Origin of the sequence: Methylobacterium terrae, from assembly GCF_003173755.1 — a bacterium.
GTDB lineage: Bacteria > Pseudomonadota > Alphaproteobacteria > Rhizobiales > Beijerinckiaceae > Methylobacterium > Methylobacterium terrae.
Map to the genome: position 1 here is coordinate 2,050,262 of NZ_CP029553.1, position 21,682 is coordinate 2,071,943.

Here is a 21,682-nt window from a genome sequence, read left to right on the forward strand (position 1 = left end):
GCGGCCTCAGCCGAAGAGCTGGGCGCGCACGTCCGCCGGCCAGGCGTCGAGGTCGAGGCCGTGGTGGCGCAGCAGCGCGAGGGTGATCCGCTCCAGCCCGAAGCCGACGCAGGCCGTGTGCGCGACCGAGCCGTCTCCCTGCTCGATGCCCCAGGTCGTGCCGAAATGGTCCTGGTGGTAGTTGAAGCTGAGGCAGGCGGTCGGCTTGTCCTCGCTGTTGACCGGCACGTTCAGCTCGAACTTCAGCGCCTGGGCGCGCTGGTTGTTGGCGAGCATCTTGCCGGCGCGGCCGAAGAACGGGTCGTTGGCCGGGTCGATGGCGAGCGGCAGGCCGAGGTCGCTCATCATCTTGGTGCCGCGGGCCAGCCACAGCTCGCGGAAGGCCAGCACCTGCTCCGGCGTGCCCATGCGGACGTATTCGCGCATGCGGAACAGCTGCATCCGGGTCGGCTCCAGCGACGGCTCGTGCCGGAAGCAGTAGGATTGCAGGTCGAACAGCAGCCCGTCCGCGGGCAGCCGGCCGCGAGCGGCGGCGACCGGGTAGAGCGGGTAGCAGGCCGCCGGCGTCAGCACGATGTCGGTCGCCGCCTGCTTGGCGGTCCAGTCCTCGCCGGCGTCGAGGCAGGCCAGCAGGCGGGCGTGGTCGGCCTCGTTGCCGCAGAAGCTGTGCACCGTGCCGGCGAGGTGCGGGAAGCCCTTGAGGTAGCCGCTGCGCTCGAAGCTGGAGCGAGCCATGCCGGGCGGGAAGCGCAAGGCCTCGGCGCCGTCGGCCCCGCCGATGCGCGAGACCAGCCGGTCGAGGGCTTCGACCACGCTCTCGAAGGCGCCGGAGCGGCCGTAGAGCCCGTCGACCCCGGTGCGGATCAGGAGGCCGCGGTCGAACAGGCGGTCGAGGAACGAGCGCGGCTCGGGCGCGGCGTCGTCGAGCGCCGCGTCGGCGGCGGGCAGGAGATCGGAGTGGAGACGATCGGAGGAGAGGCTCTGGTCCATCACGCGCTCAGGAGCTTGCCGCTGCCCTTCTGCACCAGCAGGAGGTTGGCGGTGTTGGAGAGGATGCGGTCGTTGCTGATCATCAGCGGGGCCGAGAGGACGTCGCGCAGCTGCCGGCCGAGGCTGAACGGGGTGCCGTTCTTGTAGCCGGCGATGCCGACCACGCCGAGCGCGCGCTGCACGATCTCGACGGCCTGGGCCGAGACGGTGGTCTTCACGTTGTTGAGCATGATCGAGAAGCCGATCGCGCTCAAAGCATCCGGGTCGCCCTTGGCGGCCTCGTAGCGGGCGAGCCCGGCGACGACCGTGCTCTTCATCGCCTGGAGCTCGTTGGCGGCTTCCGCCAGGCGCAAGGCGCCCGGGGGCACCTGGCCCGGCTTCTTGCGCGCCTCGCCCTGCACGAAGGCGCGGGCGCGGTCGACGGCGTAAGCGGCGATGCCGAACCACACGCTGCCCCAGAGGAGGTGCGAGGCGGCGAGCATCGACTGGGCGGCGATCTCCGCGAAGGGCTTCTGCAGCACCTGGGCCACGGGCAGGCCCTCGGCCTTGAGCAGGAAGCCGTCGCTGCAGGTGCCGCGCATGCCGAGCGTATCCCACACGCTGGTGCGCTCGAGGGTGATCTGGTCGGCGAGCAGCGCCACCAGCACCTGGTCGGAGGTCGCGGCCTCCTTGTGACGGCGGGCGGTCGCCAGGATCAGGTCGGCCTGGGCGCCGTAGGAGATGACGCTGGCCTCCTTCGTCAGGCGGAAGGTGTCGTGTTCTCCCGTTCCCTCGGCCTCGACCGCGCACAGGCTGTTGCGCAGGTCGCCGCCGATCCCGGCCTCGGTGGTCGAGGAGGCGATCAGCATCTGCTCGGCGACGATCCGCTCCATCAGGCCGCGATGCCAGGCGCTGTCCTGCCCGTGGGTGACGAGGCTCGCGAGCTTGATGTGGTGCATCGCGAACACCATCGCGCAGGCCGAGCAGGCGCGCCCGAGGATGGCGCAGAGCTCGGCGAGCTCGCTCATCGAGGCCCCCTCCCCTCCCAGGGGCTGCGGCACCTGGATGCCGAGCAGGCGCTCGGCCTTGAGCGCGGCGACCGCCTCGGCGGGAAACCGGCCGTCGCGATCGACCGCGTCGGCGTGGCGGGCGGCGACCTCCGCGACGCGCTTGGCGCGGGCGTCGAGGGCGCCCGCCGTCGCCGCGACCGGCGCCGCGACCGGCACCGTCGCGGCGACCTCGACGTGCATGTTCATGCGGCCTCCTGCTGGCTGAGGCCCGCGACGGTGTCCCGGATGATGCGGATGGTCGAGAACGAGCGACGACCGAGCGCGGAATCGGGGAACTCGATCTCGAAGCGCTCCTCGAGGGCCAGCATCAGCTGCACCGAGCCGAAGGAATCGAGACCCTTCTCGAACAGGTCGTCGTCGTCCGACAGACCGTCGACCACACCCTTGAGCGATTCGAGCGACTTCAGCACGTCCCGGATGTCGGAAATTTCGACCATGAGGTTCCACCTTCCTGTATGAGACAACGCTCTCATTTTGGAGATGAGAGTGCAATGTCAGGTCTAAACCTTGGTAAATTTTCGGATTTCTATTTTAGAGAAACACCTGCTCCACTGCGGCGCAGGACGCTCGATCCGAGCTGATGTCGACCACTCAACTCGATGCGGCTTAACGGCTGGCAAATCGCAGCGCGGAGTCGGGCGAGAGGATTCCGTCAAGCTTACGGATTTCCCCAAAGGAGGCCGAAGCCCGAGGAGTCCGGAGCCCGAGGAGACCGGAGCCCGGGTCTGTCCGCAGGGCCGAGCCTGAGCCGCTCCGCAGCCGGAGCCTGTGACCTGTGACGGTACCGACCGCGCGGCCGCGGGATTCTTCTGGTCTCCCCTGTTCGGTGGAGCGGGGTGGCGCCGATCCGGACCCTAGCGCCGGGGGCGCGCGCGATGAAGCGGCCGGCGCAACCCTATTTCGAGGTAGCCGCATGCCCTTCCGGAGATCCCGCCCCCGCGTCCAGTGGCGTGGTCGGCGCCCCTCCCCCGTCGTCGGCGCGCCCCGTTGGCGCGCCCCGTTGGCGCGCCGGGCTTGCGCGAGGCTTGCGCCGCCCCCGCGGTGCCGATTGCGAATCGGGGCGCGAACGGGCCAATTGCAGTTTGAGCGCCGAACCGGCGAATTTTCTGCAAACAGGGCTCGCGAGGATGAATCAGCACACGCCGCCGCAACCCCCTCCCCCGGTCGCACCCGCCGCGATGATCGGCGCCCACGCGGCGACGCTCCGGGCGCAGCTGCAGGCGATCTCCTCCGGGCTGTTCCCGCCCACGGCCGCCAAGGGCCTGCGCCGCTTCACCTCGACGGAGGCCGCCCGCATCATCGGCGTGACGGTGTCGCGGCTGCAGCAGCTCGCCGCCGACGGGCTCGGGCCGCAGCCGGAGGTCTCGTCGAACGGCCGGCGCTCCTACAGCCTCGCCGACATCCACGGCCTGCGCGCCTACCTCGACGAGAACACGCGAGGCGGCCGGCGCTACCAGCCGCGGCGGTCTGCGTCCGAGCACCTGCAGGTCGTCGCGGTGGCGAACTTCAAGGGCGGGTCGGGCAAGACCACCACCACCGCCCACCTCGCCCAGTCGCTGGTCCTGCGCGGCTACCGGGTGCTCGCCATCGACCTCGATCCACAGGCCAGCCTCTCGGCCCTGATGGGCGTGCAGCCCGAGCTCGACGTCGGCGCCGACGAGACGCTCTACGGCGCGATCCGGTACGACGGCGCCAAGCCCCTGCGGGACGTCGTGCGCCCGACCTACTTCACCGGCCTCGACCTCGTGCCGGCCAACCTCGAGCTGATGGAGTTCGAGCACGAGACCCCGCGGGCGCTGAGCCGGCGCCGGGCCGGCGAGCCGCTGTTCTTCGACCGGGTCGCGCACGCGATCGAGACCGTGGGCGACGCCTACGACGTCGTCGTCATCGATTGCCCGCCGCAGCTCGGCTACCTGACGCTGTCGGCGCTCTGCGCCGCGACCTCGCTCCTCATCACTGTGCATCCGCAGATGCTCGACGTCGCCTCGATGAGCCAGTTCCTGGCGATGACCGAGGATCTGCTCGGCGTGGTGGCGGAATCCGGGGGTAAGCTGCAATACGACTGGCTGCGCTACCTCGTGACCCGCTACGAGCAGCAGGACGCGCCGCAGACCCGCATCGTCGGCATGCTGCGCACCCTGTTCGAGGACGCGGTGCTGACCGCGCCGATGCTCAAGTCCTCGGCGGTGTCCGATGCCGGCCTGTCGAAGCAGACCCTCTACGAGATCGGCCGCGAGGGCGTGACCCGCTCGACCTACGACCGGGCGCTCGAATCCCTCGAGGCCGTCAACGGCGAGATCGAGGGCCTGATCCGCCGTGCCTGGGGCCGGCCATGAGCCGCAAGTCGAACCTCGACGCGCTGTTCGGCGCCCGGCCCGCGCCGAAGCCCGTCGCGGCCCCGCCGACGCCGGATCCCGAGGCGTTTGCAGCTGCAAACCCCGACACCGCCGAGCCCGAGTTTGCAGCTGCAAACCCGCCCGCCCCGGAGCGCAGCCGCAGCGGCCCGGTCAGGGCGATGAGCAGCACCCTGCGGGGGCTCGCCGCCCGGGCCGATGCCGCGGCCGAGATCGAGGCCGGCACGGTGGTGGTCGAGATCGAGCCGGAGCGGATCGACGACTCGTTCATCGCCGACCGGGTGGCCGATGCCCACGATCCCGGCCTGCCCGCCCTGGTCGAGAGCATCCGCGAGAGCGGCCAGCAGGTGCCGATCCTGGTGCGGCCGCACCCGGACAGCCCGGAGCGCTACCAGGTCGCCTATGGCCGCCGGCGCATCCAGGCGGCGCGACGCCTTGCCCGGCCGGTCCGCGCCGTGGTGCGCCCGCTCTCGGATGCCGAGCTGGTGGTGGCCCAGGGCAAGGAGAACCTGGAGCGGCAGGACCTCAGCTACATCGAGCGGGCCTTCTTCGCGCTCCGGCTCGAGGAGCACGGATTCGCCCGCGCCACGATCACCGCCGCGATGGGCGTCGGCAAGGGCGACCTCTCGACCCTGATCTCGGTGGCCCGCACGGTGCCGGCGGAGATCGTCCGGGCGGTCGGCCCGGCCCCGGCCGCCGGCCGGCCGCGCTGGATGCTGCTCGCCGAGCGGATCAGGGCAGCGCGCCCGGACCGGATCGCCGGCCTCATCGCCGAGCCGGGCTTCCGCGAAAAGCCGACCAACGAGCGCTTCGCCGCGTTGCTGGGCGCGCTGGCCCCGCCCGGGGCACCGCGGCCGGCGCCGCAGGTGTGGAGCGACGAGGCCGGCCGCGGCATCGCCCGGATCGAGCGCACGCCCGACCGGGTCGCCCTGTCCTTCGACGATCGCGCGGAGCCGGGGCTCGCCGACTACGTCCTCGACCGGCTGCCGGAGATCCTGGCCGCCTACCGGGCGGGACGCTCGCGGCCCTGAGCGGCCGCGATCGGGGAACCGGAGCGGCGGGCGGGGCATGTCCGGGATGTCCCGCCCGCACCCGAGGCCCGCCATGCGCCGCGCTCTCCTGTTCCTCGCCCTCCTGTCGCCCGCGACGGTTCTCGCCCAGGGCGCCCCCGAATCCGCCCCGCCCGACGATCGTCAGGTCTGCGAGACCAAGGCCGACCGGTCCGGCATCACCGGCGACAACCGGGCGACCTACCTGCGCGAGTGCGAGGCCGGCGAGCGCCTGGTGCGCGGCGACGCTCCCCGCTGAGGCGAACGGCGGCCGGTCCGGCGCGTTGGTTCTCCGAAGGCATTCGCCGCTGAGCACCCGATGACGGAGCACCCGATGACCGACTGGAGGTCCATCGATCGCGCCCCCCAGGACGGGCGCTGGATCATCGCCATCCACCGGGACGTGCCGGACCGGCGCGCCGTGATCCGGTGGGATCCCGGGCGGGCCGGGGACGGCCGCCCCTGGCACGTCGCCACCACCGAGTACGGCTACGCGCCGGACGCGTTCACCCACTGGACGCCGTTTCCGGAGCTGCCGGAGCCGGGGCAGGGAGGCGAGAAGGGAGGCGAGAAGGGAGGCGAGAAGGGAGGCGAGAAGGGAGGATTGACGGGGTGACGCTGCCCGACGCGACGGCCTTCACCCTCGCGGAGATCGTCGGGCGCCTCGGGGCCGCGACCCTGTGCGGCCTCGCCCTCGGCCTCGAGCGGGAGTGGCGCGGTAAGGATGCAGGCCTGCGCACCCACGCCCTCGTGGCCCTCAGTTCGGCCGTCATCACGACGTCGGCGCTCAGCCTCTACGCCGTGGTGCGCCGGGAAGGGGGCGACGCCGACCCGCTGCGGGTGATCCAGGGCCTGGCGCAAGCGATCGGGTTCATCTCGGCCGGGACGATCTTCGTCGCCCGGCGCAACGTGAAGAACCTGACCACCGCGGCGAGCCTGTGGTTCGCGGCCTCGTCCGGCATCGTCGCCGGGGCGGCGCAGTTCACGCTGCTCGCCGTCGCGATGGGGTTCGGCCTGGCGATCCTGATCGTGCTGACGCTGCTCCACCGCTTCGGCCTGGCGCGCGAGGAGGATCGGGACGGGGCTTGAGATCCTCGGCCGTTCGGTCGGGTGGCCCGACGGTCCGCGCCGTCGGGCACGAGGGGAGGGGCAAAACAGGAGCACCGCCGCGATGGCGTCGCGGCGGTGCTCGCCCTCGGCGAGGGCTTTCCTCCCCAGACTTCGGGCCGCTCTCGAGGGCAGCCTGTTTCGTGTCTGTGATCACAGACGTACCCGGCGACGCGCCCGCGCACAAGCACAATTGTGCGTCATCCGCGGGCACCTGGCATTTTCGTGCTCAGATCGCCGGGAGCGGCACGGAGCGCCGCACCGGCCGGCGGGGGAGGGGGCCTGTTCCCCTCAGATCGGGTGCGCCGAGTGCCCGGTCGGCTCGCGGCGATCCCGCTTCGGTCCTCCCGCCTCCGGCCGGATCCGCACCGGCACCGATTTCGCCGCCGGCGTCTTCGACTGCACGTCGTGGTGGGAGAGCGCCATCAGGGGGTTCATCTCGGGATAATAGGCGCCCAGGCACCCGTCCGGCAGCGAGAACGGCGTCACCGTGAGGCCGGTCACGATCCGCTCGATCCCGTCGCCGGCGTCGCCGACGAGGGAGACGACCTGCCCCTCGCTGAGGCCCGCCCGCCGGATCTCGCCGGGGTTCATCAGGAGCACGTCGCGGGTGCCCTCGATCCCGCGAAGCCGGTCGCTGTAGCCGTAGATCGTGGTGTTGAACTGGTCGTTCGACCGCATGGTGATGAGCCGGTAGCGGCCGGGCTCGTCGGGAAATCCGGTGGCCGACATCATCGCGGGTGCGGTGAACTCGGCCTTTCCGCTCTCCGTCTTCCAGATCCGCTCGCGGGCCGAGTTGCCGCGGTAGAAGCCGCCCGGGATCCAGAGCCGGTCGTTGAAGTCGTGGAACTCCTCCGGGTAGGTCTTGGCGATCTCGTCGCGGATCAGGCCGTAATCGCCGACCCACTCGTCCCACCGGACCTTCGGGTTCGGCGCCAGCGTCGCCTTGGCGAAGCCGGCGACGATCGCGACCTCGGACCGGAGGAAGTCGCTCGCCGGGGTGCGGCGGCCGAGCGAGCCGTAGATGCAGCTGAACGTGTCCTCCATGGTGACCGCCTGCGGTCCCGACGCCTGGCGGTCCTCCTCGGTGCGGCCGCGGCAGGGCAGCAGGTAGGCGATCTCGCCGTTGACGAGGTGCGAGCGGTTGAGCTTGGTCGCGACCTGGACGGTGAGGCGCATGCCCGTCCAGGCCTTCTCCATCCGGTCGTGGTCGGGAATCGCCCGGACGAAGTTGCCGCCGAGGCCGAAGAAGCTGCGGACCGTGCCCGAGAGGATGCCCTCGCTCGCCTCGACGGTGTTCATGCCCTTGTCGCGCGGCGGCTCGAAGCCGAACTGCGCGGCGATGCGGTCGAGCGGCACCAGCTCCGGCTTCTCCGAGATGCCGACGGTGCGCTGGCCCTGCACGTTGGAGTGGCCCCGCACCGGCGACACGCCGGTGCCGTCGCGCCCGATATTGCCCTTGAGCAGCAGGAGGTTCACGACCATCGCGACGTTCTCGAAGCCGTGGACGTGCTGCGTCAGGCCCATGCCGTAGAAGGCGCAGACCCGCTCGGCCTCGACGTAGACCTGGCCCGCCGCCTCGATGTCGGCGCGGCCGATCCCGGATTCGCGCTCGATCTCCTCCCAGGACGTCGCCCGGACCTTCGCCTCGAAGGCGTCGAGCCCGGTCGTGTGCTGGGCGATGAAGTCGACGTCGAGGACGCGCGTGCCCCTGGCCTTGGCGGCGTCGTCCGCCGCGAAGACGTGCTTGCACAGGCCGAGCATCACCGCGATGTCGCCCCCGGGCCGGACCTGGTGGTACTGCGCGCTGATCGGCGTCGCCTTGCGGGTCAGCATCTCGACCGGGCTCTGCGGGTTGGTGAAGCTCTCGAGCCCCCGCTCGCGGACGGGATTGAAGGTGATGATCTTCACGCCGCGCTTCGAGGCTTCCTGCAGCGGATGCAGGAAGCGCGGCGAGTTCGAGCCGGTGTTCTGGCCGAAGAAGAACATCGCGTCGCAGTTCTGCAGGTCGTCGAACACCACCGTGCCGACGCTGGCGCCGATCACCTTCTTGAGCGCGACCGAGGTCGTCTCGTGGCACATGTTGGAGGAATCGGGCAGGTTGTTGTTGCCGTAGAGCCGGGCGAACAGGGCGTAGAGGTAGGAGGTCTCGAGGCTGGCGCGGCCCGAGGAGTAGAACACCACCGATTTCGGGTCGAGCAGGCGCAGTTCCGATCCGATCTCGCGGAAGGCCTCGTCCCAGCCGCAGGGCACGTACTTGTCGCTGGCGCGGTCGTAGCGCATCGGGTGGGTGAGGCGGCCCTGCTGCTCGAGGTCGTAGTCGCTCCAGCCGCGCAGCTCGGTCAGGGTGTGCTTGGAAAAGAAGTCGGGCGTGCAGCGCCGGGTGGTCAGCTCCCACAGCGTCGCCTTGGCGCCGTTCTCGCAGAACTCGAAGGGATGGTAGTTCGCGGGCTTGGCCCAGGAGCACGAGACGCACATGAAGCCTTTCGGCTTGTTCTGGCGAAACAGGGTCTCGGTGGCGAGCGGGGTCGCCCATTCCTTGCCGAACACCTCGGCGATGCCGCGCACCGAGCCCCAGCCGCCGGCCGGGCTGTCGTAGTGGACCGTGTTCTCCTCGACCGACATGCTGGCTCTCCCGGCGGCGAAGGACGTCCGCCGGGAAGAAACCCACAGGGAGTAGGGAAGTTCGCCCGACGCTGCGTCAGCCGCCCTGGGCGTTGCGCCGCAGCCGGACCAGGATCCGGTCGAGGGCGCCGAGAAAGGCGGAGCGGTCCTTCGGGGAGAACGGCTTCGGGCCGCCGGTGACCGCGCCGGCCTCGCGCAGGGACTGCATCAGGTCGCGGGTGGCGAGCGCCATGCCGACGGAGGAATCGGTGAAGGCCTTGCCGGTGGGGCCGAGCACGCTGGCGCCGGCCTTCACGCAGCGGCTCGCCAGCGGCACGTCCGCCGTGACGACGACCGTCCGCGGGCCGGCCCGCTCGGCGATCCAGTCGTCGGCGGCGTCGAGCTTGTCCGACACGATCACCCGCTCGATCCACGGCTCGCGCGGGACGGTGAGGAAGCTGTTTGACACCACCACGACCTTCACCTCGGCGTGGGCGCCGTGACGCCCGGCGACGCGGTAGACCTCGTCCTTGACCGGGCAGGCATCGGCGTCGACGTAGATGGTGATCAAGGCCATGGTGATTCCGGATCCGGCCTCAGCGGCCGGGATTGAGGAACAGGCTGTCGAATTCCGGCGGCGCGTAGTCCCGGCCGGTGATGTCGGTGATGACGACGTGGTCGTGGCCGTCGGCCTCGAGTTCCTGCGCCTTCTCCAGGGCGCCCTCGGGCGAGGTGCGCTGGTGCGAGAGCGGGCCGTCGGCGGTGTGGGCGGTCACGACGAGATGCATTGCGATCCTCGGTCGGGGATCCACGCCCTCGCCGCACGATCCGGTGCGGCGGGGCTGAGGACCCGGGGCGATGGCCCTCGAAGAAGGGGAGGGGAGGGCGGCGGCCCGGCGCTCGATTGGGGGCTGATGCCGGGCCGCCGCTCCCGCCGCCCCGGGGCTGGACCGGCGCGGCCCGGCCAGGGTCGCGGATGAGGGTTAACGGTGTGTTGACGGGGTGCGCCGGTCCCTCACGCCGCCCTGGCGGCGATCCCGTGCCCGGCCTCCGCCAGGGCCGCCTCGTAGACCGCGACGTAGCGCGCCGCGACGCCCGACCAGCGGTACTCCGACAGGTCCTCCGCGCCGCGCAGGATCGCGCTGCTCGCCAGGCGGTCGTAGGCCCGGCGGATCGCTGCGGCGGCCGCGTCGGGATCGGCGAAATCGGCGAGCGTGATCGAGGGGTGGCGCCCCTGGAGCCAGGCGAAGGCGTCGTTCGGGTGGGCGACCGGGACGAGGCCGGCGCTCAGCGCCTCGATCAGGGCGATGCCGAACCCCTCGTATTCCGAGGCCGAGACGAACAGGCTCGAGCGGCCGATGAGGTCGCGGACCGCCGGGGCGTCGAGCCCGGTATGCAGCGTGACCGCGCCGGTGAGGCCCATCCGGTCGATCTCGTGGCTCAGCGCCTCGGCGGAGACGTCGGAGGGCACCCCGACGATCCGCAGCCGCCACGCGGGCCCTTGCGCGTTGAGCGCCCGCATCGTCGCGAGCAGGCGGTCGAGGCGCTTGTTGTGGGCGAAGCGGCCGATCGTCAGGAGGGCGGGCTGCGGCTCCGGCGAGGCGGCGCCGGCGAACTTGTCGAGGTCGACGCCGTTCTGGATGACCGACACGCTGCCCGGCGCGATGCCCTGGAACAGCCGCGCGTCGCTCTCGCTGCAGGCGACGACCGCCTCGTAGGCCCGCACGCTCATCCGGGTCGGGCCCTCGAACCAGAGCTTCTTCAGCCGCGAATGCGCGCTGGTGTGGAAGAAGCCCCCGTGGGTCGTCGCCACCATCGGCCGGCGGTGCAGGGGCTTGGTCAGCGCGAAGGCGTCGAAGAAGAAATCGATGGCGTGGACGTGGACGAGGTCGGCGTCGCCGAGGTGCCGGAACGCCGCGGGCGCGACCGGGTAGCGGGGCGAGCCGTAGAACGGGATCCGCTCGATCGCGATCCCCTCCAGGGTCTCCCGCGCCGGCAGCCGCATCTCGGGCGCCGAGAACAGCCGGTCGAGGGTCAGCACCCGGACGCGGTGGCCGAGGCGGGCCTGCTCGCGGGCGAGGTTGGCGACGAAATCCTCGAGCCCGCCGCGATTGGGCAGGAACTGGCGGACCACGTGCAGGATCGACAGGGGGGCGGCCGGCATCGTCCTCACTCGGATTCTAGCGTTCGCAGGACGGTTGGCCCTGGGCCGCGGCCTGCACCGCGGCCACGACCGGGGCGTTGGCCCCGGAGGGATCGAGCTTCAGGGGGTAGTCCGGCGCCCACAATTCGCCCGCGGCCCAGGCGGTCCAGCCGACCCATTGCCCCGGATTGCGGTTGAGGTGGTCGAGCACCGCCCGCAGCCGCTCCGGGCATCCCCGGCGACCCGAGGCGCCGATCTCGCCCAGGAAGGCGCGGCGCCCGTTCTGGGCGAGCCAGCCGGTCATCCGCTCGACCGCCTGCAGGGCGTCGGCGCCGCGGCTGCACTCGGCATGCGTGCCGGAGAAGTCGGCGTCGAGGTACTGGTGCACCTCGTAGGCGACGTTCTGTCCCGGATCGACGAGCCCGAGCATGATCGCGGCGTTGTTGCCGGTCGGCAGGTCGGCGGTCCAGCTATGCGCCCCGGTCCAGCCGGAGCCCGGCACCAGCACCATCTGCCGGGCTCCCGCCTCGCGGATCGCCGCGAGGGCGGCGTTGGCGGCGACGAGCCAGCGGTCGACCGGGATGTCGTGCGGCTCGTTCATCAGCCCGAACACCACCGAGGCGTCGCCGCGGAAGTGCCGCGCCAGGCGCCGCCAGACATCCGCGAAGGCCTCCGGCGTCACCATCTCGGAATCGACCCGCGCCTTGCCGTGATAGGCGTAGTTGTGCAGGTCGATCACCGTGCGCATCCCGGCCTGCGTCGCGGCCGAGACCGCGGCCTCGAGGCGGGCGAGCTCCTCCGGGTCGAGGGGCTGGCGCAGGTTCGGCTGCAGCCGCTCCCAGCGGATCGGCAGCCGCATCGCCGTGAGGCCGAGGGCCGCGAAGCGGCCGATCGTCTGGGCCGAGGGGTAGAGGTAGTCGAAGCCGTAGCGCCCCGGCACGGTGCCGAACTCGGCCCCGCTGATGTTGACCCCGCGCAGGCATGCGGGCGCGGCCGTGGCGGGGGCGGGCGGGAGAGCCAGGACCAGGCAGGCGAGGGCGAGGAGGCGGCGCATCGTCACTCGGCCGGCTGTGCGGTGACGGGCCCGGCCGGCGCGAGGCCCCAGGCCCGGCGGGTGAAGAAGGCGGTCGCCCGGCTGTCGACGTTCCAGTGCCGGCGCACCCAGCGGGCGAGCACCAGGTTGATGACGATCGTCCAGGCCACGTTCGCCACCGCGACGCCGAGGATGCCGAACGGCACCGCCACGAGGCAGAGCAGCACCGCGTAACCCGAGAACAGCACCGCGTTGCTGACGAGGATGTAGCGTTCCCCGCCGCCGATCGTCAGGAGGGAGGCGCCCGGCCCGAAGAACGCGATCACGACCGAGGACAGGCTGAGCACCATGAGCACCTCGGTGTGGGCGGCGAAGTCGGGCTTGAACAGCGCGAGCGCGAAGGGCGCGCCGATCGCCATCACGAGCGCTCCCGCCGACGAGATCGCGAAGCTCGCCAGCGACAGCCGGGCGACCAGGCGCTGGGCGCCCTCGCGGTCGCCGGCCTGGAAGTGGCCCGCGATCATCGGCATGCTGACGGTGTCGATCGCCGCGCAGGGCAGGTTGACCAGCATGGCGTAGCGCAGCGCCACGAAGTAGAACGCCGCCTGCTCCATGCCGAGCATCGCGCCGACGATCACGGTCTCGAGGAAGGCCGTCACCGCCACCATCACGTTGTTGGCGGTGAACAGCAGGCTCTCGCCGCGCCAGCCCGGCCCCTTGTGCGGGTGGCGAAAGCCGCCGCGCCAGGCGTCCCAGCCGTGATGCGCGGCGAGGTGGCGGAGCTGGTAGAGCGTCATCGCCAGGAGCAGCCCGAGCACGATCGACAGGGCCGCCGTGGCGCCGGTGAGCAGGCCCGCGAGCGAGGCGCCCCAGAGCAGCGCCGTGCTGGCGCCGCGCCACACCACCTCCCGGGGCAGCAGCGCGAGCCAGATCCGGCCGTGGATGCGGAAGTAGCTCTGCAGGTACTCCGAGAGCGCGAACACTGCCGCGAAGGCGCAGGCGAGGTGGAGCCGGTGATAGGGATCGGGCAGGGATTCCTCGGCGACGAAGACGACCGCGCTCACCCCCAGCATCACGGCGACCGCCGCCGCGAGCCAGCCGAGATTGTAGCGCACCAGCGCGTCGTTCTCCGGCTTAACGCCGTCCCGCACCCGGTAGTGCTTGAGCACCAGGTTGTGCTGGCCGAGCGCCGCGATCAGGCCGAGCCCGCTGCCGAGCGAGAACAGGAAGACGTAGACGCCGTACTCGTAGGTGGTGAGGAGGCGGCTCGCGACGAGGAGCAGCACGAAGCCCAGCACCGCGCTGGCGATCCGCGCCACGAAGGCCGAGGCGAATTGCTGCGAGCGGGCCGATCGGCGCAGCCGCGCGACGAGTGTCAGCATCGTGTCCGTCGCCTCTCGATGAGCCCGGGGGCCGGCGCGCCGCGCCCACCTCCGTCTACGGGGTAGCAGCGATCCCCTATCGGGACTTTAACGCGCCGCCCCGCCCCATGGGGGTCCCCGCACAATGATCGCCGGTGCAGGCTTAAGTCGATAAGCTTATCCAATCGCTACGACGTTGCCGCGTGTCTGTCGGAATCGTCCAACGCACCGTTAACCCTGGGTGGAATTAGGGCTGCATCTCGGCCGGGGGCGGGTGCATTCACCGCTCATGGGGCAGGATTCGCCGGCACTTCTTTACCGGTCCCGGCGATGGTCTTGCCTCGACACGGATTATCCAACCGATGGGGAAGCGTCCCATGCCTGACCGCGCCCTCGACATGGCGCCCGGAGCTGCGAGCATCGACCGGCTCGATCTCGAGGGCGTCAGCATCAGCGATCTCACCCGCGACGAGCTCTTCGCGCGCCTGCACGAGGCGCTGGAGCGGCGCACGCAGGTCTGCCTCGGCTTCTGCAACGCCAACATGCTGCTCAAGGCCCTGTGCGCGCCGGCCTACGCGACGGCCCTGCGCAGCCTCGTGCTCGTCAGCGACGGGCTCGGCATCGACCTGTGCTCGCTCCTGTTTCGCGGCCGCTTCTTCCGCCAGAACCTCAACGGCACCGACCTGATCCCGGCCTTCCTGGCCGCCGAGACCGCGCCGCGCACGCTGTTCCTGCTCGGGGCCAAGCCCGGCATCGCCGCGACGGCGGCGCGCAACCTGGCGCTGGTCTATTCCCAGCACCGGGTCGTCGGCGTCCGGCACGGCTACTTCTCGCCTGAGGAAACCGGCGCCGTGCTGGCCGAGATCAACGCCGCCTCGCCGGACATCCTCCTCGTCGCCCTCGGCAACCCGGCCCAGGAGCAGTTCATCGCCGAGCACGCGCACCGGATCGACGCGCGGCTGCTGATGGGGGTCGGCGCCCTGCTGGATTACGGCGCCGGAGCGGCGGTCCGGGCGCCCGCGGCGTTCCGCCTGGTCCGGCTCGAATGGCTGTTCCGCCTCCTGCGCGAGCCGCGCCGCCTCGGGCGCCGCTACACCGTCGACATCGTGGTCTTCGCGGCGATGATCCTGCGCCTGCGGCTGGCGAGCCTGGTGCGCGGCCGCCCGGTCCGCGTCGCCCGCTCGTGAACCCGGCCGATCCGCGGCGGGACGCGGCGGCGATGCGCCCGCATCTTAGACGATGCAGCAAACTTGAAGACCTAGAACAGTCCAGGGCCGCGACGCGGCCGGGCGCGGCCCGCATCGGGCAAGTGGCTCGCCGGGCAAGTCACGGGGAAGAGGGAAGAGTGCCGATGCTGACCGACGGCGCGGGCGTCATGCCCATCGCGGACGCCCCGCCCATCGCGGGCGCTTCATCCGTCGCGGACGTCCCTGCCGCCGCGGCGGAGCCGGTTCCGGTCGCGCTCGGCGACGCGTTCGGCTGGTACAGCCCGGGCGATCGCCGGCGCGGCGTGCTCCTGTGCGGGACCTTCGGCTTCGAGCAATGGTGCGCCTACCGCTCCTGGCGCGAGCTCGCCGCGATGACCGCCGCCTCCGGCTGCCCGACCCTGCGCTTCGACTATCCGGGCCAGGGCGATTCCCGCGACCCGGCGGGCCCCGAGATCCCGGCGGCGCTCGCGGCCATCCGCGCCGGCATCGCCTTCCTGCGCGAGCAGGGGGGCGCCGAGGAGATCGTCGTCGTCGGCCTGCGCCTCGGCGCGACCCTGGCGGCGCTGGCGGGGGAGGAGGTCGACCGCCTGGTGATGCTCGCCCCGTTCCCCACCGGCAAGGCCTATCGCCGCGAGATGGCGATGCAGTCGCGGCTCATCGACGTGATGCCCGACCGCACGCCGATGCCGCAGGAGCCCGACGCGCTGATGGTCGGCAGCTTCCTCCTCGGATCCGAGACCCTCGCCGACCTCGCCCGGCTCGACCTCGCTGCGGCCGGGCGCGCGCCGGCGCCCGAGATCCTGCTGCTCGGCCCCAAGGTCGACGCCCTCGCCGAGCGCTACCGGGCGCTCGGGAGCGCGGTCGAGACCGGGCCGTTCCCCGACCTGACCCAGCTCGTCTCCGACCCGCTGTTCTCCCGCACCCCCGACCAGACCTTCGCGCGGGTCCGCGACTTCGCCCTCGCCGGGGCGCCCGCGCCGGGGGGATTGCCGTCCGCTCCCCCCGCGCCCTGCCGGCTCGAGGACGGGGCGTGGAGCGAGGAGCCGTCGCGCTTCGGCGCCGGCCTCGTCGGCATCCTGTGCCGGCCGCGCGGGACCTGGAGCGGCGACACCGTGCTGGTGGTCAATTCCGGGCGCAACCCGCGGGCCGGGCACGGGCGCCAGACGACGCGCCTCGCGCGGCGGCTCGCCGAGGCCGGCATCGCCTCGTTCCGCTTCGACCTGCGCGGCATCGGCGACAGCGCCCCGCGCCCGGACGGCTCGCTGCCGCTCTACGCGGCGGATTCGGTCGCCGACGTCACGGCGGCGATCGACCACCTCGCGGCCCTGCGGCACCCGCCCGGCGTGGTGCTCGGCAATTGCAGCGGCGCCTACCAGGCCTTCCAGGCCCTGAGCGGAGATCCCCGCCTGCGCGCCGCGGTGCTGGTCAACCTGTACTGCTTCGAGCTGAAGCCCGGGACCGACGTCGAGACCATGGTGCGCGACACCTTCCGCCACAGCCAGGGCTACATGGCCCGCGCCCGCCAGGGCCGGTTCTGGCGCCGGATCCTCACCGGCGAGCTCGGCCTGGCGCGGATCGCCCGCGCGCTCCTGCGCGACGGCGCCGCCCGCCTCGACCGCGCGACCGCCCGGATGCCGTGGCGGACCTTGATCCGCACCAGCGTCGCCGGCCGGGTGGCGTCGTTGCGCCGGCGCGGCGCCCGGATCTGCATGGTCTACAGCGCCGACGACCTCGGCATCCCGACCGTGCGCGCGCATTTCGGCACCTCGGACGCGGGAATCGCCCGCCGCCTCGGCTACCCGGTCCAGATCCTCGACGGCAGCGACCACAACCTCAGCCGCCCCGCCGACCAGGACCGCGTCTTCGCGACCCTCGAGCGGGTGGTGCGCGAGACGCGGCCGGGCGACCGGGCGCAGGCCGCCCCCGAGCCGGCGGCGGCCAACGACCTCTCCCCGCGCCTGTCGCGCAGCGCCTGACGACCCGACGATGAGCCCCGAGCCCGCCATGACCTCCGCCCCCCCGCCGCTCGTCTCCCTCCTCGTCTGCACCAAGGGCCGCTCGGCGCAGCTCGAACGGCTGTTCGACTCGCTCCTCGTCCAGGGCGACGACCCGGCCTGCCCGGATTTCGAGGTCGTGCTCGTCGACCAGAACGAGCCCGGCACCCTGGAGCCGGTCGTGGCGCGCTACCGCGACCGGCTCGCGATCGACCACGTCCGCTCGGCGCCGGGCCTGTCGCGGGCGCGCAACGTCGGGCTCGCCCGCTGCCGCGGCGACCTGATCGCCTTTCCGGACGACGATTGCTGGTACCCGGCGGGCCTCGTCGCCGAGGTGGCGCGGCTGTTTGCGGCCCACCGCCAAGCCGACGCCGTGACCGGGCGCACCCTCGACGCGACGGGCCGCGAATCGCTCGGCGCCTTCCTGGCGGCCGACGGGCCGGTCGACCGGCGCAACGTGTGGTTTGCCGGCAATTCCAACGGCCTGTTCGTGCGCGCCGCCGCCGCCCGCGCCGTCGGCGGCTTCGACGAGAGCCTGGGCGTCGGCGCCGCCACACCGTTCCGCTCCGGCGAGGAAACCGATTTCCTGCTGCGCCTCCTCGGGCAGGGGAGGGGGGTCGTGTTCCGCCACGGCCTCGTCGTCCACCACGACCAGGTCGCGCAGGCCGGCCGCCACACCCGCGCCGCCGACTACGCCCGCGGCTTCGGCCGGGTGCTGCGGCTGCACCGCTACGGCCTGCCCTACCTCGCCTTCCGCCTCGCCCGCTTCACCGCGAGCGGCACCCGCGCCCTCCTGCGCCGGGACACCGGCACCGCCCTCGACAAGGCCCTGTGGGCGATCGGGACGGTGTCGGGCTACTGCGCCGGGCGGGCGGGCCCGGGAGAGGTCGTGGCAGGAGAGTGATCCGGGGCGCGCCGCCGCGGGGCCTCCAGGGCCGGTCGATCGCAGCCCGCCGACGCGGCGCGCGGTATTCAGGAACTCGCGGTGCCGACGCCGCGCAGAAACGACAGCGACGGCGCGAAGAAGTATTCACCGCCTTTCATGTGAACGAACTGCTCGAACCGGTGCATCGACGGCTGCGCCCCCGGCGTGTGGCCGTCGAGGTAGGTATGCTCACGCGTCGGGGCTGCCGGATCCGCCTGTCCGATCACCGGATCGATCCCGGTCGAGCCGTGCTTGTTCTCTCCGATGTTGCCGGCAAAATCAGGGTTGTTGGCCCATGATTGCTGCGTGAACTCGAATTGCTGCTCCAGGTCGGCCATGTAGGCCATGAACAGGAGCCCCGAGCCGTGGACCGGCTCGTTGCCGCCGTCGGCGAACTCGCTGCCATCCTGGCTCATCGGGCGCGCCGGGCCGTAGGTGATGCCGCGCCGCGCCATGATCGGCGAGCGGTCGCCCTGATCGTCCGGGAGATTCAGCTGCCGCCGCACGTCGCCGCGCGGATTCGTCTTGCGGATATGGGCGTGGAACGGGCACCGCGCGCCGTCGGCGTCGTTCTCGTACGTGAAGCCGTTCGGCACGGCTGCGGCCGTTCCCTGGGGGAAGTCCGTCAGCGGCGTTCCGTCCTCGAAGCGTCCGACCACCATGGCTCCGGCCCGGTCCAGTTCCTCCTGCGTCGCCGCCTTCCCGAACAGGGCCTCGCCCAGCGCGTCCTCGGCGGCGTTGAAGCCGCGCACGTCCTGCTCGAGCTTGCGGAACACGAAGTAGCTGCCGGCGGAGAGGGGCAGCCGGCCGTTCGGGTCGGCGACGATGAACTGGGACGGCGGAAACGCGGGAGACCAGGGGATCCTGCCCGTGCTGAAGCCACCGGGCGCGGGCGGCTCCTCGGGAAGACCCGCGAGCTCGGTTCGGAGATCCTCGTCGAGGAAGAGGGGGTGGCTCCGGCCGTCGACGTAGCCGAAATGCTCGACGCCTTCGGCTGCGGCGTCCGGCCGGAACTTGCGCGTCTGCTGCAGGCCGGTCTCGGTCGCCAGGATCCGGCAGCCGGACGCCTCGAGCCACTGCGCGAAGGCCTTCGCCTCGCCGGTCACGATCCTCGGATCGGCATTGGCGATCAGCAGCATGGCGTCGGGGGCGCGCGCGTTCCAGGTGCCGGCTTCCCAAGTCGCGCGACCCGGATCGGACAGGATCGCCTGCCGCGCCGCCATGCCGGCTGCGAAGGCCGCCCCGGGCGGCACCTCGGCGTGGGCCCCGAGGGCTTCGAAGCCGCCGGCGCTGAGGAAGACGCACCGGACCGTGCCGCCATCGAGGTAGGGGGCATAGCGCTTGTTGCTGCGCAGCTGCTCCGCCGCGCTGGTGCAACGGCGGCCCAGCGCCCGGACGACATGTGCCACTGCATCGTGGGAAAGATCATCGAAGCCGATGAAGACATGCGCAGCATGATGCCGGCCATGACCCTTGAGGATATTGGCCTGGAGATCTTCGAGGAAAAGCTTGATATCGGGATCGCTGGAGGCCGAATGCCACTTGATGGGATTGCGAAGGATCTCGATCAGGTCGGACATGGTCGGTACCCCTGTGGGAGAGGAACTGAAATTCACGCCTTGTCTGAAAAACCAATGAGAGCGGCAGCATCAGACGCTCTCCAGCTGAAGAGCGGTCGAGCCATATTCGAATAATATTATTGAAGAAGAATGCCGTCCATACTGAAATCAGATGATGTACGATCGTGCCGCCGCCGATGCCCATGCCTGGCGGAGCGCCCGCGTCCCGCATCCGGGCGCGGCGGGACCGCGCTCCTTCGCGCCGCTGCGAGGCCGGCGCCCGGCATGCCCGAGGAGGCCGGGCCGGATGCGGGCTTCTCTATCAGGCGCCGGAGAGGGCCGGCGCCCCGGGGGCCGCCCGGTGCAGGAAGTCCGGGATCGCCTCGCCGAACACCGCGTCCGCCGCCGCCCGATCGTCCGACGCCAGCGCCGCGGCGAGGCGGTCGAGCCAGGCGGCGAGCTGGGCGCGGTCGGCGAAGATCGGCTTGGCCGCCATCACCCCGTCGATGCCCGCGAGGTTCACCATCGGCTCGTCGCGGGCGAACAGGATCTCGTTCAGGCGCTCGCCCGGGCGGGCGCCGGTGACGAGGACGTCGATGTCCTCGCCGGGCTCGAAGCCGGCGAGCCGGATCATCCGCTCGGCGAGGTCGCGGATGCGCACCGGCTGGCCCATCTTGAGCACGTAGACCGCCGCGCGCTGGTCGCCGGCCGCCGGGTCGCGGGCCTCGCGGTCGGCGTGGGAGGCGGCGGTCAGCACGAGGTCGGCGGCCTCGCGCACGGTCATGAAGTAGCGCACCATGTCGGGATGGGTGAGCGTGACCGGACCGCCGCGGGCGATCTGCGCCTTGAACACCGGCACCACCGACCCGACGGAACCCAGCACGTTGCCGAAGCGCACCGCCACGAGGCGGGTCTCGTCGGCTTGCCGTCCGGCATCTTGGCGGCCCGCATCGAGGGCCTGGGCGTACATCTCGGCGAAGCGCTTGGTGACGCCGAGCTGAGAGACCGGCTCGATCGCCTTGTCGGTCGAGATCATCACCAGCGCCTTCGCGCCCGCCGCCAGCGTCGCGTCGGCGACGTTGACCGAGCCGAAGACGTTGGTCTTGATGCCCTCGCTCCAGTCCCGCTCCAGGTAGGGCACCTGCTTCAGCGCGGCGGCGTGGAAGACGTAGTCGGGCCGGAACTCCGCGAGCACCCGGAACAGCCGCTCGCGGTCGCGGATGTCGGCGATGACGCCGCTCACCCCCTCGTTGCCGGAGAACCCGGGGCGGCTCAGCACCCCGTGCAGGGCGGGCTCGGAACTCTCCAGCACCAGGACCGCGCTCGCCCCGAAGGCGACGGCGCGCGCGCAGATCTCCGAGCCGATCGAGCCCCCCCCGCCCGTGACGACGACCCGCCGCCCGGTGAGGAAGTGCTCGAGCCGCGGCCGGTCGATGGCGACGGTCGGGCGCAGGAGCAGGTCCTCGATCTCGATCGGGGCGAGCTCCGCCCCGCGGCCCGCGTCGCCGAGGCTCGTCACCCGGGCGAGCGGCAGGCCGAGGCGGCGCGCCCGGGCGATCAGCGCCTCGGGCTCGGCCTCGGGCGCGAGCGCGCTCGGGGTCGCGACGAGGCGGCGGATCGGGACGCCGCGGGCGGCCATCCCGGCCACCACCTCGTCGAGGTCGGAGACGGCGCCCAGCACCGGCACGCCGCGCATGGTCTGGCCCTGCTCCTCGGCCCGGGGCGAGAGGATGCCCTTCGGGTCGAGCTTGCGCACCGCGCCCGATTCGATCGCGCGGAGCACCACCTCGATGTCGTGGCCGCGCCCGATCAGCAGGGTCGGCGTGCTGGCGGCCCGCGCCGCGCTCTGGCGCGAGCGGCTGTACTTCAGGTAGCGGAACGCCAGCCGCGGCCCGCCGAGCAGGAAGATCTGCAGGACGAAGTAGAGCCCGATGGCGATCTTGCCGAAGAAGTAGATGCCGAACAGGGCCGGCGAGACCAGCACGTAATCGAGCACGAGCAGCAGCAGCGTGAGGAGAGCCACCGCCCGGACGATGTTGGCGAGATCCGGCAGCGAGGCGAAGCGCCACTTGGTCCGGTAGAGCCCGAAGGCCCGGTAGACCAGACCGGCACAGGCCACGAAGGGCGGCAGCAGCACCGGCAGGTGGGCGAGCCGCTCGGCGAGGAGCGGGCCGTCGAAGCGGATCGCGAAGGTGAGGAGCACGGCGAGGGCCGTCGCCACGAGGTCGTGGACGATGATCGTCGCGGTCTTGAGGATCTGTCTGCGCATCGGGAGCCGGGCGCGGTATCGGCCGGGGCTTCCGCGG

General features: G+C 71.9%; 19 protein-coding genes. 8 read left to right on the forward strand and 11 right to left on the reverse strand.

Annotated elements, in window-relative coordinates:
* Nucleotides 1-6 precede the first annotated feature (6 nt).
* The 3 genes from DK419_RS09170 to DK419_RS09180 are packed head-to-tail and all read right to left on the reverse strand — an operon-like array spanning nucleotide 7 to nucleotide 2,476.
* Complete coding sequence (locus DK419_RS09170) at nucleotides 7-990, reverse strand: amino acid--[acyl-carrier-protein] ligase (RefSeq protein WP_109958809.1); 984 nt, start codon at nucleotides 988-990, stop codon at nucleotides 7-9.
* On the reverse strand, nucleotides 990-2,219 hold the full coding sequence (locus tag DK419_RS09175; RefSeq protein WP_109962211.1) for an acyl-CoA dehydrogenase family protein: 1,230 nt from the start codon (nucleotides 2,217-2,219) through the stop codon (nucleotides 990-992). The genes DK419_RS09170 and DK419_RS09175 overlap by 1 nt, the downstream gene beginning before the upstream one ends.
* A 2-nt stretch (nucleotides 2,220-2,221) precedes the next feature.
* Nucleotides 2,222-2,476, reverse strand: a complete 255-nt coding sequence (locus DK419_RS09180) for an acyl carrier protein (RefSeq protein ID WP_109958810.1) — start codon at nucleotides 2,474-2,476, stop codon at nucleotides 2,222-2,224.
* 741 nt (nucleotides 2,477-3,217) lie between these two features.
* Here DK419_RS09180 and repA point away from each other — a divergent pair.
* The 5 genes from repA to DK419_RS09205 all read left to right on the forward strand — a co-directional run bounded on the left by repA (nucleotide 3,218) and on the right by DK419_RS09205 (nucleotide 6,531).
* Nucleotides 3,218-4,375: a plasmid partitioning protein RepA gene (gene repA / locus DK419_RS09185; protein WP_245442885.1), complete on the forward strand. Its 1,158-nt coding sequence runs from the start codon at nucleotides 3,218-3,220 to the stop codon at nucleotides 4,373-4,375.
* Nucleotides 4,372-5,424 (forward strand): plasmid partitioning protein RepB, encoded by a 1,053-nt coding sequence (gene repB, locus DK419_RS09190; RefSeq protein WP_109958812.1) that lies wholly within the window; start codon nucleotides 4,372-4,374, stop codon nucleotides 5,422-5,424. The genes repA and repB overlap by 4 nt, the downstream gene beginning before the upstream one ends.
* Nucleotides 5,425-5,497: 73 nt before the next feature.
* Nucleotides 5,498-5,701: a hypothetical protein gene (locus tag DK419_RS09195; protein ID WP_109958813.1), complete on the forward strand. Its 204-nt coding sequence runs from the start codon at nucleotides 5,498-5,500 to the stop codon at nucleotides 5,699-5,701.
* 75 nt (nucleotides 5,702-5,776) lie between these two features.
* Entirely contained in the window at nucleotides 5,777-6,058 is a 282-nt protein-coding gene (locus tag DK419_RS09200; RefSeq protein WP_162561176.1) for a hypothetical protein, read from the forward strand.
* Nucleotides 6,055-6,531: an MgtC/SapB family protein gene (locus DK419_RS09205; RefSeq protein ID WP_245442886.1), complete on the forward strand. Its 477-nt coding sequence runs from the start codon at nucleotides 6,055-6,057 to the stop codon at nucleotides 6,529-6,531. The genes DK419_RS09200 and DK419_RS09205 overlap by 4 nt, the downstream gene beginning before the upstream one ends.
* Before the next feature lie 309 nt (nucleotides 6,532-6,840).
* On the opposite strand, the gene DK419_RS09210 is transcribed toward DK419_RS09205, so the two are convergent.
* The 6 genes from DK419_RS09210 to DK419_RS09235 all read right to left on the reverse strand — a co-directional run bounded on the left by DK419_RS09210 (nucleotide 6,841) and on the right by DK419_RS09235 (nucleotide 13,711).
* Complete coding sequence (locus DK419_RS09210) at nucleotides 6,841-9,174, reverse strand: FdhF/YdeP family oxidoreductase (RefSeq protein ID WP_109958815.1); 2,334 nt, start codon at nucleotides 9,172-9,174, stop codon at nucleotides 6,841-6,843.
* A 76-nt stretch (nucleotides 9,175-9,250) separates the two neighbouring features.
* Entirely contained in the window at nucleotides 9,251-9,730 is a 480-nt protein-coding gene (locus DK419_RS09215) for a YaiI/YqxD family protein (RefSeq protein ID WP_109958816.1), read from the reverse strand.
* Nucleotides 9,731-9,749: 19 nt separating this feature from the next.
* Nucleotides 9,750-9,941 (reverse strand): hypothetical protein, encoded by a 192-nt coding sequence (locus DK419_RS09220; protein ID WP_109958817.1) that lies wholly within the window; start codon nucleotides 9,939-9,941, stop codon nucleotides 9,750-9,752.
* A 227-nt stretch (nucleotides 9,942-10,168) separates the two neighbouring features.
* Nucleotides 10,169-11,317, reverse strand: a complete 1,149-nt coding sequence (locus tag DK419_RS09225; protein ID WP_167450835.1) for a glycosyltransferase family 4 protein — start codon at nucleotides 11,315-11,317, stop codon at nucleotides 10,169-10,171.
* Nucleotides 11,318-11,333: 16 nt separating this feature from the next.
* Nucleotides 11,334-12,350: a glycoside hydrolase family 5 protein gene (locus tag DK419_RS09230; RefSeq protein WP_109958818.1), complete on the reverse strand. Its 1,017-nt coding sequence runs from the start codon at nucleotides 12,348-12,350 to the stop codon at nucleotides 11,334-11,336.
* A 2-nt stretch (nucleotides 12,351-12,352) separates the two neighbouring features.
* The gene (locus DK419_RS09235) at nucleotides 12,353-13,711 is read right to left on the reverse strand and encodes a lipopolysaccharide biosynthesis protein (protein ID WP_109958819.1); all 1,359 of its coding nucleotides are present in this window, start codon (nucleotides 13,709-13,711) and stop codon (nucleotides 12,353-12,355) included.
* A 356-nt stretch (nucleotides 13,712-14,067) separates the two neighbouring features.
* On the opposite strand from DK419_RS09235, the gene DK419_RS09240 reads away from it, so the two are divergent.
* From DK419_RS09240 to DK419_RS09250, 3 genes are all read left to right on the forward strand, one after another.
* On the forward strand, nucleotides 14,068-14,877 hold the full coding sequence (locus tag DK419_RS09240) for a WecB/TagA/CpsF family glycosyltransferase (protein ID WP_162561177.1): 810 nt from the start codon (nucleotides 14,068-14,070) through the stop codon (nucleotides 14,875-14,877).
* 164 nt (nucleotides 14,878-15,041) lie between these two features.
* The gene (locus DK419_RS09245) at nucleotides 15,042-16,874 is read left to right on the forward strand and encodes an alpha/beta hydrolase (RefSeq protein WP_162561178.1); all 1,833 of its coding nucleotides are present in this window, start codon (nucleotides 15,042-15,044) and stop codon (nucleotides 16,872-16,874) included.
* 28 nt (nucleotides 16,875-16,902) lie between these two features.
* Complete coding sequence (locus DK419_RS09250; protein ID WP_162561179.1) at nucleotides 16,903-17,796, forward strand: glycosyltransferase family 2 protein; 894 nt, start codon at nucleotides 16,903-16,905, stop codon at nucleotides 17,794-17,796.
* A 68-nt stretch (nucleotides 17,797-17,864) separates the two neighbouring features.
* Here DK419_RS09250 and DK419_RS09255 read toward each other — a convergent pair whose 3' ends face one another.
* Entirely contained in the window at nucleotides 17,865-19,397 is a 1,533-nt protein-coding gene (locus DK419_RS09255; RefSeq protein WP_109958823.1) for a Dyp-type peroxidase, read from the reverse strand.
* A gap of 301 nt (nucleotides 19,398-19,698) precedes the next feature.
* Nucleotides 19,699-21,645, reverse strand: coding sequence for an SDR family NAD(P)-dependent oxidoreductase (locus DK419_RS09260; protein ID WP_109958824.1), 1,947 nt, complete (start codon nucleotides 21,643-21,645; stop codon nucleotides 19,699-19,701).
* Nucleotides 21,646-21,682 lie beyond the last annotated feature (37 nt).

Coding starts and splice junctions, on each gene's coding strand:
- DK419_RS09180 (WP_109958810.1), bottom strand. CDS start 2,476: ATGGTCGAAATTTCCGACATCCGGGACGTGCTGAAGTCGCTCGAATCG.
- DK419_RS09210 (WP_109958815.1), bottom strand. CDS start 9,174: ATGTCGGTCGAGGAGAACACGGTCCACTACGACAGCCCGGCCGGCGGC.
- DK419_RS09245 (WP_162561178.1), top strand. CDS start 15,042: ATGCTGACCGACGGCGCGGGCGTCATGCCCATCGCGGACGCCCCGCCC.
- DK419_RS09260 (WP_109958824.1), bottom strand. CDS start 21,645: ATGCGCAGACAGATCCTCAAGACCGCGACGATCATCGTCCACGACCTC.
- DK419_RS09175 (WP_109962211.1), bottom strand. CDS start 2,219: ATGCACGTCGAGGTCGCCGCGACGGTGCCGGTCGCGGCGCCGGTCGCG.
- DK419_RS09250 (WP_162561179.1), top strand. CDS start 16,903: ATGACCTCCGCCCCCCCGCCGCTCGTCTCCCTCCTCGTCTGCACCAAG.
- DK419_RS09200 (WP_162561176.1), top strand. CDS start 5,777: ATGACCGACTGGAGGTCCATCGATCGCGCCCCCCAGGACGGGCGCTGG.
- DK419_RS09220 (WP_109958817.1), bottom strand. CDS start 9,941: ATGCATCTCGTCGTGACCGCCCACACCGCCGACGGCCCGCTCTCGCAC.
- DK419_RS09195 (WP_109958813.1), top strand. CDS start 5,498: ATGCGCCGCGCTCTCCTGTTCCTCGCCCTCCTGTCGCCCGCGACGGTT.
- DK419_RS09215 (WP_109958816.1), bottom strand. CDS start 9,730: ATGGCCTTGATCACCATCTACGTCGACGCCGATGCCTGCCCGGTCAAG.
- DK419_RS09170 (WP_109958809.1), bottom strand. CDS start 990: ATGGACCAGAGCCTCTCCTCCGATCGTCTCCACTCCGATCTCCTGCCC.
- repB (WP_109958812.1), top strand. CDS start 4,372: ATGAGCCGCAAGTCGAACCTCGACGCGCTGTTCGGCGCCCGGCCCGCG.
- DK419_RS09235 (WP_109958819.1), bottom strand. CDS start 13,711: ATGCTGACACTCGTCGCGCGGCTGCGCCGATCGGCCCGCTCGCAGCAA.
- DK419_RS09240 (WP_162561177.1), top strand. CDS start 14,068: ATGCCTGACCGCGCCCTCGACATGGCGCCCGGAGCTGCGAGCATCGAC.
- DK419_RS09225 (WP_167450835.1), bottom strand. CDS start 11,317: ATGCCGGCCGCCCCCCTGTCGATCCTGCACGTGGTCCGCCAGTTCCTG.
- DK419_RS09255 (WP_109958823.1), bottom strand. CDS start 19,397: ATGTCCGACCTGATCGAGATCCTTCGCAATCCCATCAAGTGGCATTCG.
- repA (WP_245442885.1), top strand. CDS start 3,218: ATGATCGGCGCCCACGCGGCGACGCTCCGGGCGCAGCTGCAGGCGATC.
- DK419_RS09230 (WP_109958818.1), bottom strand. CDS start 12,350: ATGCGCCGCCTCCTCGCCCTCGCCTGCCTGGTCCTGGCTCTCCCGCCC.